Here is a 13,558-nt window from a genome sequence, read left to right as displayed (position 1 = left end):
CACCCCTTTTATCGCTTGTCTTCAGAAAGGCAGCCCATGTTTCCCAAGTTCCCGCTAAACGGCGAGTTCGACCTGAACGACGTCGCCACGATCCTCGAGGCCCTTGAGCGATATGCCGACAGCCCCGAGGCCAAGGCTCATGCCTTCCGCCGCGACATCTTCCCGGCGGATTACGGCGGGGCTGGCGCAGCGGTGACGCCGCTACGCATTCCCCAGATCATGGAGATGGTTCGGATCGCCGCTGAGTCCGCAACCAGAGTGGATCGCGAAATCGCTGTCCGTCACTTCTCGGACGCGATCGAGAAAACGGTCCAGCGCCAGCCAAAACCGATGAAGGCTCTGGCCGAACAATCGCAGCTGGATGTCGACCATACTGGGGGCGGATGCCTTGCCTATGCCCGTCACTATGAGGACGGATGGTATTTCTGGCTCACGGCCGAAGATGGGGCGTCCCTCCCCGACAACCCAGATGATCCGACCTGTCTGATCGGCGCATATCATCCCACTGACGAATGGTGGCTGAATTCGACCGCTACCCCGCGTCAGGCCTTGAGCGTCATCGGGACCTTTGTGGCATTCGCGAAGACGCGCTACGCCGCCGGCCAGGAGGCTACGATCGCGACCTTGCGCGATATCCTGACCACCGCTCAGTCCTCCGGCTACGTCGCTCCAGAAGAGGCCGAGGCCATCGCGGCAATCCTTGCCGAGCCGGAAGTGTCCCAGGCGGACGAGCTACCCCAATGGAAGCGGGAGTTTCACGGATTTCAGGCAGACTGGATTCCCGAGCTTCCACCATCATTCGAGGATTACTCCTGGCACAATGATGCCTGCCCGAGGTTCCACGATATTATGCGGGATCTCGTCTTGTGGGTGGATCATCCCAACCCCCAGGATCGCGAGCTTGCAGAGAACCTTCGTTTTGGTGTCTGCCGTGAGCTCGACGACGGAACCATGGAAGACCTCTACGCGGCTGACGAGTGGATCTTGGTGAGGGAATTCCTGGACGGCTATTCCCCGCCTGCAGGGACGGCGCCGAACTACAATACGCTCCTGATGCTGGCAGAGGCCGCGAAGTGCAAGACCGACGACGATTGGGGGTCCGAGCGTCAGATCGACGCCGAGAACCGCTTCTTCAAGGCAGCGCTGCAGCGCTTCCCCGATCACTTCGCCGACACCAATGACGACTGGCAGGAGGCAATCCACAAGGCAACCTCCGACGAGATCATCGAGGAAGCGATGAGCCGGATCGTGAAAGAGGTTGTCCGCCAAAACCCGAAGCTAGCCTCCCTGCTCGACAAGAAGGACTAACCCCACTCAATCAGCAGCAGCATGGAGCGCCGCACGAAAGAGGCTTCCGCTCCGGCTGCACAGCCTGCCAACACAGAGGACAGGACAAGGATGGTTCCACTAATCGACTTAGCCGACCTAATTGCTAAGACCGGGGGCTACGGGCTGCGAGGTGATGAGTACGACACAGCTACAGTCGCCCTTGCCACCTGGCACCAGGTCGAAACCAACCGCGCCGGCGTGATCGTCGACCATGAAGAGATCCTCATGGCCGAAGTCGGTCATTCTAGGGCGAAGGTCAAAGTTGCCCGGACCGGCCGCGGCCATTGGCTCACCGGCTATGACTTTCGCAACAACATCGGCGGTGCTGGCTGCGCCCCCGGAGTCTGGGATCGCATAGCCTTTGCCGAGAAGGATGACGCCATCAGGTTTTATGCCAACAGCGCGAAGACCTGGTTCCAGAGGCAAATCGAATCCGGGAACAGCTGCCTCTCAGAGCGGGCCCGCGACGAGGCAGCCAAGATGATCGACCTTCTGATGCGCGTGATCAATCCTCCGCCGCCCGCCCCGATGCAATTGAGCCTGTTCTAAGGCAAATCAGGATCCCGATAATGACGTTACCTCTCCCCCGCTCAAGCCGAATCGAAGTTCGCAATCCAGTACTTGCGCTCCCCGCATTCAAAGCACTGCACAGCCTTCCAGAACCTGCGAAGATCGCAGTCGCGGGCCTTCTCGATAATCTCTCGAAAGATGCGGAGGCCAAAGCACAGGCCTCTTGGCTCAAAAGGAAGGGGCCGATGGCGGCGTATTGGCGCGCCTGTGCCGTCTACGCCAAACACATCGCCCGAGCCATCAGGAAGTCCTGCCGCGCCGGCGACGTCCACAGTTCGCCGAATAGTGAGAAACTGACCCCAGAAAATGAGAAACTTCTCAAAGATGATGAGAAGTCTGTGGCGTCGATCAGCAAAAAACACTCCTTTGAGGCTCACAATGAAAACCAAGTCGATCCCGCCCGTGCAGCTTAATTTCCGTGATGAGGCCTACGGATTACTCTGGCGCCCCGTCGCGTTTCGCTTCGGCTACATGGGTGAGTTTTCTGAAACCCGTCGCAATAAGATTCAAGCAAAGGTCCGCAAGCACGGGTTCTCGTATAATCACCACCGGGAGGCGTGGGTGAAAGAGGATGTCGCGTACCCCGCTGCAGAAGCCCAGAGGCTTGTCACGGCTCTCGCAAGTGCCGGATTCATTGTAGAAACAAACCAGTTTTTTGCTGGATTGACCACAATAAGGCAGCCTCCCGCTCAGGATCTGGCGATCCCGGCCTAAAAGCTCAAACGAGCCGCGGCACAGGCTGATTCATTGCATTTTAATTCGGTTTGAGTTATTCATAACTCGCCAATAGGAGCGCAGATTATGGATTTTGCTATGGTCACCAAACCGAAGCATTTGGAAGCCGCCCAGATCGCCTTGCTTCAGCAAAATCAGCAGACGCTCCAGGCCGCCCAGTTCGCCCACCGGTCCGCCCTTAATGCCGTCGCCGCCCGGACGCCCTTCGGACGCGACATGCTCCGGCATCTGGCCGCCGGAAAAACGATCGAGCAGGCTTTTGGCCTGGCGGCTACCCACTATGCAAAGCTTCATGCCCGTGAGGGCCTTGGCCGGGTGTGCAACTCGATCTCGCAATTTGCCAAGGATCTCGGCCTCTCCTTTCCAAGGAACAAGATGGAGAACCTTGCCCGTAACGTGAAGACGGTCGTCGAACGGGAGCGGGAGGCTGGACGCCAGCTGAACTAAGGTCTTCCACCCTTTCCTTAGTCCTGATCACCTTTGTCCTTTCCAGATATCCAGGTCGTAGACAGAGAATGTCTAAACTGCTCCCACTCCTCGTCGCCCTCACGATGGCAGCAGGATCTGGATATCTGGTGTTCTTCCGTTCATAGGCGGAGATCTCAAATGCTCCTTGAATCTTGCCTCTTAGGCCTTTCCGTCGGTTTCGCTCTTTGGGTCACACACGGGGCTGTCCGGCCACCGCGCCAACTGCAGCCGGTGCGGATCAGTCGATACCGATAACCCAAGAGATCCGATAACGCTGGCGACATTTCATAGCCCCCAACCAATGTCCCGCGTAGGAAAGGCCGCTCCTCACCGAGCGGCCTTTCTTTTTGATGTGTTGGCCTCGCTACTACCCAGTGAGCCAAATCCGAATTAAAAGTGGTGACAACGACAGAGCTTTTGCGAATCCATGAAACATCTCCTGTTGCTTATCTACGCGGCCCCTCTCGTCATCGTCTGGCTTTGCCTTCGCATCATGGGCATCGGCTCGATACGGTTTCTCAAAATTCGCCTTCGCCCTAAAGCTCCAGAGGTGACAGCAAGCGCCCCGAAGCCACGCGGACGCCGTCGAGCTCGATCATCATCGTCCGGTGGTGGAGGTGGAGCCATGTCGGCGACGGGTGGAGCAGGTCTCAAGGGCTTGTCCGGTCCCTCGAAGCAGAGATCCGCCTTTGCTTCCAGCGCCCCAGCAGTTCAGGACCGTTCGGCCGATATCATCCGGAAAGGGCTGAACACCCATATCGCTTCAGAGCGAACTGAGGCCGAGCGGCTCCGTGGAGAACAGCGCAGACTCCAGGAAGAAGCCCTCCGGGCCCAGGAAAATACCCGTCTCCAGGAAGAAGCGCGCCTACGGGAAGAATTAGAGCGGGCGCAGGAGGAACGGCGCCGGGAAGAGGAACGTGTCGAAGAAGAGAGACGACGCGCCTACTCGTAGACGGCGAATCTGTGAGACTGACGTTTAGGCCCCTCGCAGGTAAGCACGAATTAAGGTTTCATTTCTAATTCGATCGGTTGCCAAGTTTAAGCAGCCACTTTGGGGGGTAGAGCGTGCCTAGAATTCTTGAGACAGATCACACCAGGCTCTATTGGGGCGGAACCGTGGGTAACAACAGCACCCGCGGCAACACACAATACGGGACCATTATGCCAGAATACGGCGTCCTGCATGAACAGGTTGAGAGGCTTGTTGAGGAACTCAGCGAACACGAATGGGAGATTAAATCCGTCACGCCGATCATGGAGACCTACTTCGTCTCAGCAGTTCTTCAAAACACTGAAGACATGCTAGGCCTGGTCAAGTCCAATGCTGGATCTGAAACTATCACTGGGACCTATACAGCGGGGGCAATTATTATTGCACAGCGCTGGCGAGAGATATCAGATGCCGAGGCGGCTGAACGCCGCCGCAAGAAGGAGCTAAAAATGGCCGCAGAGCGTGCCGAAGAGGACGCTCGACTGGCAGCGGCCGCTGAAGACGCTAGAAGGAACGCGGGTCCTATCGCATACGAGCGCGTCATGAGCATGCCGATTGAGCGCAATGGAGGCATTATCTCGAACACCTGGTTGTTCAATGGCCAGGAGTACCACACGAAAGGGATGGCTGAGCGAGCCCGCCTCGAGCTAGCACAGAACGCGAAGTTCGAAGCGGAACGTGAGCGAGATAGAGCAGCCCAAGCACCCGCTACCTAATGTTCAGTAACTTCAAAAGTCGAACACCTGCCAACGGCAGGTGTCCGTACATAACGGGTAGGCGTACCCCTTGAACGAAGCAGGAAATAAGCCAAAGCCCCCTATCGTGGCATCAGAGGACGAAGTACGCCGTCGAAAGACTTATGGCGTCGTCGAGGTGAACCGAGAAGTCCGCTTGCCCGTCGCCATCCACGTCTCCATAGATGTACGTATCCGACGCTGCCCTATCGAACCGCAGTTCTCCAGCCTTCTTGCTAAAGGCAGCGCTCCCGATAAAGCTGAAAGCCTGGTTCCCTTCTCTGGAGAGGTCGGCGTCAATGGCTCTGAGATCGATACGGTCCTTCTGAGACTTCGAAAAGTCAAAGATCGTGTCCCGGCCGCCGCTGTCGACCGTGGAGTCCGCAATGGATTTGAACACGAATGCGTCCTTTCCGGTCCCACCATAAAGACGGTCGCTCCCGCCAGACCCGAAAATCGTATCATTGCCAGAGCCACCAGAGATCTTGTCCCGGCCATTGCCGCCATTCAGGCGGTTCGCAGCCGAGTTGCCATTGATTGCGAACCCAAGCTCAATCGAGACTGTGTCTCCGTGATCATACGTGAGACCATCAACATTCACATAAAGCGAGTTCTTGGTGATCGTTACACTTTTCCTCGTGATATCTAAGGAGGTATCGGAAGCCACAATGTCTGCGGCGTAGAGGGATTTGCTCGATCCTCCTCCCAGCGCATAGAACTTCAGGCCATACCCGTTGAACCCGCCCTTATCTGGGACGTCGGCGAAGTACCACGAAGTTCCGCTAATGACCTTATAGTTGAACCGGCTGCCAGAGATATCGAACTGCGCCGGCACGACGCTATAAGGACTGCCGTCTAACTCATAAAATTTCGAGTTGTTGAATTCGATCTTACTGGCAGAGATTTTCGCTGTCGCAGGCTTGGTGATCTCGTTGTCGCGCTCCGGCGAGTAAACGGTCAGCTGTACTTTTGTTCCATTAAGCATCTTCAGCCCCTAGGCACGCTTGTGATTAGCCCCCTGCCCAGATAGCTGAACTGCAGTCTGTTCTCAATGAGATTTGGCTGATGCAGCAGGCCACACAATCAAACCCCAAAAGGTAAATCGTCATGCGCAGCGGTCTCACTCGTGTCGAACACCAGCCCATCCCTGACGCCGATGCCGTCGCCGCACTTGCACGCATTCTCACCGCGATGAATGGCCCCTCCCCATCGACGTGCGACCCTACAGATGCACCCGAAGGAGATGACGAGGAGGATCTCGGATACCAAATCGCGGCCAACGCCATTCTTGACCAGCTCGCAGCGAAAGGATTTGTGATTTCACGGTCCGTTAAGGACACGACCCTCGGCCCAAAAGTTCGCGATACGGCTGCAGCACGGTTCAGCCTTTTGTAACCGTCCGATCCCAATCACGACTTTTCTTTCGGCATTCGGCAAGACCCGAACGGGTTTTAGCTGCCATTCCGACGCGATCCGCATTAAAAAGCTGAAACGCGAAATAGGAATTCTCGAATCATGGCCGCCTTTTTCGATTCTATATACTCACTGGTGCTCGCCCTTCCCTTGACCCTTGCCGCCTTCATCTTCGTGCTTGGCGTCGTGATTGCCGTCCACGAAGCAGGGCATCTGTTCACTGGCCGGGCATTTGGCATCAAGGCCGAGGTCTTCTCGCTCGGGTTCGGAAAGTGCCTATGGGCAAGAACCGACCGGAAAGGGACCGAATGGCGGATCTGCCTGATACCCCTCGGCGGCTACGTGAAGTTCGCAGGCGACAAGAACGCCGCCAGCCAGGTGTCTCACGAGGCAGTGGCCGCTATGAGTAAGTCCGAGAAACGGGCTACTTTCTTTCACGCCTCTCTTCGTGCCCGAGCCTGCACCATTGCGGCCGGTCCACTCACAAACATTGCTCTCGCGATCCTCGCCTTCGGGGCGATCGCATACATCCAAGGAGCACCCGCGCTGAAGGGGCAAGTCGGCAGCATCAATCCGGGAACCCCTGCAGAGAGGTCCGGTATCAAGCCGGGAGACATCGTCACAGCCGTCAACGGGGCGCCTACGCCGGCCGCAGAGGACATCATCGCTGCCGTCCAACAGAACCGCGACACTCCGATGGTCATGACGATCCGGCGCGGGTCGGAAACCCTGGATCTCGCTGTTACGGCCGTTCTCAAGACCACGCGGAACGCCGATGGATCGGAAACCGAGGCCTATCCCGTCGTAGGGTTCAGCTTTGCCACAAGCCCGGACAACGTATTCCATGTCCCGATGAGCATTGGCGATGCCGTCCTCCATGGCTTCACCATGACCTATCGGGTAGCCGAGGTTACAGCCGTGTCTCTGAAGCGGATGGTTACCGGCGAGGATGGGATCGAGAACCTCTCTGGCCCAGTCAGGCTGGCGGCGGTCTCAGGCACGTATGCTGAGGATCACGGAATCGAGGGGCTCGTTCTGCTCATTGGCTTCGTTTCCGTATCAATCGGCTTCATGAATCTTCTGCCGATTCCGGTCCTGGATGGTGGGCATCTTGCCATGTTTGGGTACGAAGCAATCGCGAGGAAGCGGCCAAACAAGAAGGTCGAACAGTTCAGCTATGGTGTCGGCCTGGCCTTCGTCCTGTCACTGATGATCTTTGCGACCTTGAACGATGTCGCTCACCTGTTCTTCAGGTAGGAGTCCTCCGATGGATCCTAACGCAACATTCGCCGCGGCCTGTCGATCAGGCGATGCTGCCCCTAGCGAGATCGATCGCTGGGTCGAACGATGGCATACCGGTTCGAGTGATCTTGAGCTCCATGAATTCCTTGGATTATCCATCGAAGAGTACATTCGCTGGGTAAAAGAGCCGGCCTCGATCGATGAGATCATCTGGCCTAAGCGCGCATAAATGAATTAGACTGAGTGAGGGCTTGAGACGTTGTGGTCTCGCCCTCCTCCGCTCTTCAGGCACTCGCCGCAAGTCCGGCGTCGTCTCGTGCCATCCGGCAGGTCGCCTGCCACCTCATGACACCACCTCCGAGAAGCTGCTCGCCATGATCCCATGACAAGGGAGGTCCACCCATGCCCGACAATAAGGCTCTACTCGAAGCCATCGATGTCCTGAAAGACGCTGCATCGGGTTATGCTAACGCCACAAAGGTCGGAAAGGCCTCAGATGGCCTCCTTGACATTCTTCTGACCGACCGAACACTCCCGGCAAAAGTTCGCCTGTACCTGGAGCTCCAGGAGATACGCAGAGGTTTCCACGATCAAGCCCGTATTCGTGGGCTGTTGGCGCTGTTCGGCCGGCTCAACGATCCGATTCCGCGGCGACGCCGATTGCGATCGCGCAGCCGCAAAAGGCCAGATCCCAGACGATGAAACTCAAATCAAAATCGCTCTGGTAAAAGCTATTCGGGCTTGTCAGCCCGGCCCATTTCCAACGGGGATATGCATCGAGAATGAGTAAGAGCCCTCGTGGTGGTACTGCGGTGATGGCCCATCGTCTCGGCCAAGACGCCGACCACGCCTTACCCGACGCGGAACAATGGAGGAAGCTCGACCTCTTCCCGACGCCACCGTGGGGAACAAGAGCTCTTTTCAAGCATGTGATGCCGGCGCTTCAACTCCCGACGCGCATAAGAACCGTGTGGGAACCGGCCGCGGGATTTGGCCATATGAGTACCCCGCTTACCGAATTCTCGCAGATGACGCTGGCCACGGACATCTTTCCCTATGGTTCGCACCTCGACGCCCAGATAGATTTCACAAAGGCTGATCCGAACACGGCACTGGTCGATTGGGTGATTACCAATCCGCCCTTCGATCACGCCTACGAATTTCTTGAGCAGGCGCTGCGGATCGCCCGGAAGGGAGTAGCCTTCCTCGTCCGCCTCGCATGGCTGGAAAGTCAGGGGCGATATAACAGCCTTTGGACGCAGACCCCTCCTTCAGTTGTCGCAGTTTTCACCGAGCGGCTTCCCATGTGCCTTGGAGGGTGGGATCCAAAACTCTCTACTGCGACAGCCTATGCCTGGTACGTTTGGACGCGAGATGACCAGGGCCAGTGGCCGCGAGTGCAGACCCAGCCATTCTTCATCCCGACGTTCCTCATCCCGCCGGGTTGCAGGGAAAGCCTTACGTTGCCGACAGACGTTGTGCTTGCCGAACGGTTTGTGCCCGGATGGATCTCCCCTTCAGAACGCAAACGGCAAGAAAAGCTCCAGAAGCAGGCAATACGGTTAATAGCTGCGGAGTGATCTCGTTAACCAAACAATGAATCCAGCAATAGAAGGCAGTTGATAGTCTGCCGCGGCGATAGATTGCGCGGAGTAAACAGGGGATAATGTGCCTTAGAAACTGTAGTCAACGTGTGAACAACTTTCGATCTGAACCGGTGATCTGAAACAGGGACTAATCCCCAGGAGCATCACATGATCGGACGTCTCGCGAGCCGCCGTATGTCACTTGAAGCGACCCTCTCCGTGATCGGGACTGCCGGTCGCAAAGATGATGCCTCCCGCATGTCCGGGTATCTCTACGAGCTTATGATGCGGGAAACATTTCGGGCCATAAACGACTTCGACATCCGGCATGGAATTTCCGGTGGCGCAGCCTGGGCCGATCACTGCGCGGTCACTTCGTTTCTGCAGGGCGCGCTCGAAAGCCTTACGCTCTACATCCCGGCCGAGTTCGACGGTCGCCGCTTCATCCCGGATGCCAGCATCCAGTTCAATCCGGGAAAGACGTCGAACTATTATCATGAGATCTTTTCCCGCGCTTTGAACCGCGACACGCTTCGGGACTTGGCGGTGGCGCAGGAGCGGGGCGCCCGCTTCGTCGTGAACCCCGGCTTTAAGAATCGGAACAGCGACGTCGCGAGATCGGGCGCGATGCTCTGCTTCACCTTCGGCACATCGGCAGGCGCCGCCGTCGATTTCCGCCCCGGCGATGCTGGGTTCAGCGACAGCAGCGCTGGCGATGTGAAGGACGGCGGTTCCGCCGATACCTGGACTAAGGCCACCTCGCAGGCCGTGAAACGCCACGTCAACCTGTTCAGGTTGGCGGAGGCCCTTGTTGCGTAGATCTGAGTGAGAGTTTCGCCATGACACAATCAGCCGACTGGACCATCTTCCGACGCCCGATGTGGGAAAACGAGACGATGCATGTCTTGTGGTACCGGGGCGAATCCCGCATCGCGATCTCAGAAGAGGAGAAAGCGCCGGGGAACAGTCTGTTGGCCAATTTGATTGTCGACCGACTCAACTCGGGAGCTGAGATCGACGAATATCATGAGAGCGGGGACTGGATCATTGACCGCCCGGTGGGCACAGATCCTGACGACAACGGTGTCCTGATCCTGGACATCGACGGAGATGTCCGGATCGAAATCCTCGACTCGGAAGACGGAGAAGACAACGTGCGGCTCGCCATGCAAGTCGCGATGATTCTGAATACAACCGACTTCTCCAACCTGGCCTCTATCCCTCTCGTCCGCATCCCACCAACAGTACCCTCTGCCTTTGGCGAAACGCTTCCAATTCGAAATCACGGATAAGGCTACGGCGAATGCCGTGGTTAGACAGCTACACCGGCATTCGGCCGAGATCGGCGTGTCGGTGCGGCAGATCCTTATCCGGGACAGAAATTCCCAAGAGATTCTCGGCGTGGGCATCTTAGGCCGCCCTGTCTCCCAAATCCTCGACGATGGTCTGACCCTCGAAGTCAGTCGGACAGCGACGGACGGTACGCCGCACGCCTGCTCGGCGATCCTTGGGGCTCTGGCTCGTGAAGCGCAATCGATCAGGCTTCGAGGTCATACGGCTTACCGCCTAACGACCTATACCCGCATATCCGAGACGGGAGCCTCACTTCGGGCAGCTGGCTGGCGACTGGACATTCAGCACCACTCGCGGTTCGTTCGCCACGGACTTGGGGTCAAACGGACGATCGTCCCCATCGAGCCTAAATCTTGGGCGCACAAGTCACGTACCCGCCCCGCGCGACCTCTCGGTGAGCCCCGCCTGCGATGGATCAAGCTTCTCCCTACGGCTCACAATGACGACGCCGCTTTCGAAATGGGACGTGCGGCGGCTTCTGCCCGAGCAAAGATCTCAGCCAATCCGTTCTCGTTCCCGGTTCTGCGAAACGACGGCGTATCCCAAGTTGACTTCATCGGCGCCGATCTTTGGGAAATCTGGCGGGAAGGCTACCGGATGATTGCGTCGCCTTAAGATTCTGGCCTCGCCTTGGGCGAACAAGCGCAACATTCACCAGCGCCGGCTATAATCTTCCCAAAGCGCCACCAGGTGCGGCCAGGCAAATTGAGCAAGCGATCACTGCCGAGGAGGCCCGCCATTCAAACCAAGTAACCCCCATAAAGGAGGATCGCGAACCATGACGCAGTCCAGCCGGTTCACCGCCGATGATGCCAGCCATAGTCCCCTATCCTGCCCTGGATGCAAGGACAGCAGTCGGATCGATATCGCCGCTTTGGTCTGGGTCCGGCAAACGCCGGACGGGACTGATCCCGATGCTTCTGAAGATCAGAGCCATGACTGGGACGATAGCAGCCAGTGCGTCTGCCGATGCTGCGGCCTTACTGGAACCGTAGAGCAATTCAGGATATCGACATAGCTTCTGATTTGGCCCGTGGATGAGGCTCAGCCAAATGGTGATCCTCATCTGCGATCACGCTATTGATCACTCCTCGTACGATAAATCCGCAAATCAAAAATGCTCAGAACCTCAATTGCTCTTACGGCACTCGTTCTATCCGTCAGCCCGCTTATGGCTCAGTCCGTTACTGGCCGAGCCAGCGTGATCGACGGCGACACAATCGAAATTCGGGGTACCCGGATTAGATTCCACGGTGCCGACGCCCCGGAGAGCGCCCAGACATGCCAGGGAGCAGACGGGAAAGCCTATCGATGCGGTCAACAGGCCGCCCTCGCTTTGTCGGACAAAATCGGGTCCTCGAATGTAACGTGTCGGCAAAAGGATATCGACCGGTACCAACGCGTGGTGGCTCAATGCTCGGTTAACGGTACCGACCTCAACGGGTGGCTGATCGAACAGGGGTATGCTCTCGCCTATCGCCAATACGGGACGGACTACGTTCCTCAGGAGGAAGCGGCTCGGAAGGCGAAGCGGGGGCTGTGGGCTGGATCCTTTACCCCACCATGGGATTGGCGCCGCGGGGAGCGGGAAACCTCAGCCCCTGTGCCGGCTCGCCCGACGAACTCCATCCCAGGTTCAGTGGCCGGCGGCTGCAAGATCAAAGGAAACATCAGCGCAAAAGGCGAGAAGATTTATCATCTGCCAGGAAGCGGCAGCTATGAGCGAACCGCAATCAATGAGGGGGCAGGCGAACGCTGGTTCTGCTCCGAAGATGAAGCAGTCGCAGCCGGCTGGCGGGCCCCCCGAGGATAAGTATCCTTTCGCGTCAGCAAATCAGCAAAGGAAGCGGACAAAGACTGCGGTCTAACTCGGGTATAAATCGTGTTAGGATGCGTCAAAGGGCGACCGCACCTAAAAACGCGGACATACGAAGTTGGGGCATTAACCGTGTTGAATTTCAGAAACTCCGGGAAGGTGGTCGTTGCCGCCTTTATTCTCTCGTCCATTTCAACAGCCGCGCTGGCGGTGGAGATCCGTGAGCCTAGCCCGAGCCATGTCTGGGAAGCCGCCGAGGACCAAACCTCTGCCGCGCTCGGAACCCCGGACACCGACGACATCGTCTTGACCCTTACCTGCAGCCAAAAGAGCTCCATCGACGTCATATTCGCCAATTACGCCCCGATGCCAGAAGGCAAGCAGGGCGATGGCGGTCCCGCAGGCATCACGCTCCGGCGCGGCGGCAAGGAAGTGAGCCTCAAAGGATCGCTCGTTGAGAACGTTAGTACCGGCGAATGGGACCTCTCGGTTCAGCAACCCGTAAGGCATGCCCTCTTCGACCTACTCAAAGGTGACCTCATCGCTGAGATCGAAAAGGATGCTCAGTATCAGAAGCCTGGAGGACAACGAGACTGGGTCTCGCTTAAAGGCGCTAAGGCAGTCATCGAGAAAGTCCAGGCGCGATGCTCCGGTGCAACGCCACCGAGTGGCTCAACCATGTCCTGGAGTGCCGCCCCCAAAGAGCAGGTTGCGCCCAGCCAAAGTTCGGCAGCTAAGGCTCCTGGCAATGCAGAATTCGGCCGCTATGCCCTCGCGGACTCCTACCGCGGACCAGTCAAATTCCCCGACTTCAAGGGACGGGACCGCGACGCCAACAGCTACAGGACCAGGATCCGGGAAGGCATGAAGGATGGCGCGAACTTCGCCGGGCGCCTCGCGATGATCGAGATCGGATGCGGCGCAGGCTGCCGCTTCGCGTACGCGGCTGATGTCTCTACGGGCCAGGTCTACAACTTCCCACTCGGCGGAGAGGACAACATGTACCTCGACCTGCATTATCGCCTGAACAGCCGCCTCGTAGTTGCTTTCTGGCAAGCCGGCGGCCGCTGCATGAGGGAAGACCTGGAATGGGGCGGACAAACCTTCAAGCGCCACGGTGAGCGGGACATCGGGCCCGAGGACGTCTGCTTTCAAATGCAGCAGCAATAAGCAACCATTCCAGCCGCCACTACGATCGAGCCTAACGTCATGAAGCTTCTTTTCAAATCGGCAACGGCCGTTCTTCTCCTCGCCTCTACCTCTGCCCTAGTGTTCTGTCACTGACGAGCGATTCCGAAATCTGGTCCGGCGTGCGATGTTG

Annotated in this window: 17 protein-coding genes; 16 read left to right on the top strand and 1 reads right to left on the bottom strand. The window is 57.7% G+C overall.

Translation table 11 applies throughout. The features are described from left to right. Positions 1 to 36 precede the first annotated feature (36 nt). The 6 genes from OC446_RS20010 (at position 37) to OC446_RS19985 (ending at position 4,809) form a co-directional block, all read left to right on the top strand. Complete coding sequence (locus OC446_RS20010; protein WP_262030780.1) at positions 37 to 1,308, top strand: hypothetical protein; 1,272 nt, start codon at positions 37 to 39, stop codon at positions 1,306 to 1,308. Positions 1,309 to 1,329: 21 nt separating this feature from the next. Then, on the top strand, positions 1,330 to 1,878 hold the full coding sequence (locus tag OC446_RS20005; RefSeq protein ID WP_262030779.1) for a hypothetical protein: 549 nt from the start codon (positions 1,330 to 1,332) through the stop codon (positions 1,876 to 1,878). A gap of 20 nt (positions 1,879 to 1,898) precedes the next feature. After that, entirely contained in the window at positions 1,899 to 2,312 is a 414-nt protein-coding gene (locus tag OC446_RS20000; protein WP_262030778.1) for a hypothetical protein, read from the top strand. Beyond that, the gene (locus OC446_RS19995) at positions 2,278 to 2,613 is read left to right on the top strand and encodes a hypothetical protein (RefSeq protein ID WP_262030777.1); all 336 of its coding nucleotides are present in this window, start codon (positions 2,278 to 2,280) and stop codon (positions 2,611 to 2,613) included. The genes OC446_RS20000 and OC446_RS19995 overlap by 35 nt, the downstream gene beginning before the upstream one ends. A gap of 87 nt (positions 2,614 to 2,700) precedes the next feature. After that, positions 2,701 to 3,081: a hypothetical protein gene (locus OC446_RS19990; protein WP_262030776.1), complete on the top strand. Its 381-nt coding sequence runs from the start codon at positions 2,701 to 2,703 to the stop codon at positions 3,079 to 3,081. A 1,086-nt stretch (positions 3,082 to 4,167) separates the two neighbouring features. Continuing rightward, complete coding sequence (locus OC446_RS19985) at positions 4,168 to 4,809, top strand: hypothetical protein (protein WP_262030775.1); 642 nt, start codon at positions 4,168 to 4,170, stop codon at positions 4,807 to 4,809. Positions 4,810 to 4,921: 112 nt separating this feature from the next. On the opposite strand, the gene OC446_RS19980 is transcribed toward OC446_RS19985, so the two are convergent. Further along, positions 4,922 to 5,812 (bottom strand): M10 family metallopeptidase C-terminal domain-containing protein, encoded by an 891-nt coding sequence (locus OC446_RS19980; RefSeq protein ID WP_262030774.1) that lies wholly within the window; start codon positions 5,810 to 5,812, stop codon positions 4,922 to 4,924. A 122-nt stretch (positions 5,813 to 5,934) separates the two neighbouring features. Between OC446_RS19980 and OC446_RS19975 the strand changes: the two genes are divergently transcribed. From OC446_RS19975 to OC446_RS19935, 10 genes are all read left to right on the top strand, one after another. Then, entirely contained in the window at positions 5,935 to 6,222 is a 288-nt protein-coding gene (locus OC446_RS19975; protein ID WP_262030773.1) for a hypothetical protein, read from the top strand. Between the two features lie 120 nt (positions 6,223 to 6,342). Continuing rightward, on the top strand, positions 6,343 to 7,497 hold the full coding sequence (locus tag OC446_RS19970; RefSeq protein ID WP_262030772.1) for a M50 family metallopeptidase: 1,155 nt from the start codon (positions 6,343 to 6,345) through the stop codon (positions 7,495 to 7,497). A 10-nt stretch (positions 7,498 to 7,507) separates the two neighbouring features. After that, positions 7,508 to 7,711 (top strand): hypothetical protein, encoded by a 204-nt coding sequence (locus OC446_RS19965; protein WP_262030771.1) that lies wholly within the window; start codon positions 7,508 to 7,510, stop codon positions 7,709 to 7,711. A gap of 173 nt (positions 7,712 to 7,884) precedes the next feature. Then, a complete protein-coding gene (locus OC446_RS19960; protein WP_262030770.1) occupies positions 7,885 to 8,184 on the top strand; it encodes a hypothetical protein in 300 nt (99 codons plus the stop codon). 80 nt (positions 8,185 to 8,264) lie between these two features. Continuing rightward, the gene (locus OC446_RS19955) at positions 8,265 to 9,062 is read left to right on the top strand and encodes a hypothetical protein (RefSeq protein WP_262030769.1); all 798 of its coding nucleotides are present in this window, start codon (positions 8,265 to 8,267) and stop codon (positions 9,060 to 9,062) included. A 174-nt stretch (positions 9,063 to 9,236) separates the two neighbouring features. Continuing rightward, a complete protein-coding gene (locus OC446_RS19950) occupies positions 9,237 to 9,887 on the top strand; it encodes a hypothetical protein (protein ID WP_262030768.1) in 651 nt (216 codons plus the stop codon). Positions 9,888 to 9,907: 20 nt separating this feature from the next. After that, complete coding sequence (locus OC446_RS19945) at positions 9,908 to 10,360, top strand: hypothetical protein (protein WP_262030767.1); 453 nt, start codon at positions 9,908 to 9,910, stop codon at positions 10,358 to 10,360. After that, a complete protein-coding gene (locus OC446_RS31080) occupies positions 10,326 to 11,036 on the top strand; it encodes an XF1762 family protein (protein ID WP_410055101.1) in 711 nt (236 codons plus the stop codon). The genes OC446_RS19945 and OC446_RS31080 overlap by 35 nt, the downstream gene beginning before the upstream one ends. 502 nt (positions 11,037 to 11,538) lie before the next feature. Beyond that, positions 11,539 to 12,234 (top strand): thermonuclease family protein, encoded by a 696-nt coding sequence (locus tag OC446_RS19940; RefSeq protein WP_262030766.1) that lies wholly within the window; start codon positions 11,539 to 11,541, stop codon positions 12,232 to 12,234. Between the two features lie 162 nt (positions 12,235 to 12,396). Beyond that, positions 12,397 to 13,407 (top strand): hypothetical protein, encoded by a 1,011-nt coding sequence (locus OC446_RS19935; protein WP_262030765.1) that lies wholly within the window; start codon positions 12,397 to 12,399, stop codon positions 13,405 to 13,407. Positions 13,408 to 13,558: the final 151 nt, after the last annotated feature.

Source organism: Microvirga sp. Mcv34 (assembly GCF_024519725.1).
In the GTDB taxonomy this organism is placed as follows: Bacteria; Pseudomonadota; Alphaproteobacteria; order Rhizobiales; family Beijerinckiaceae; genus Microvirga.
This window is presented reverse-complemented; position numbering and strand designations above follow the sequence as displayed.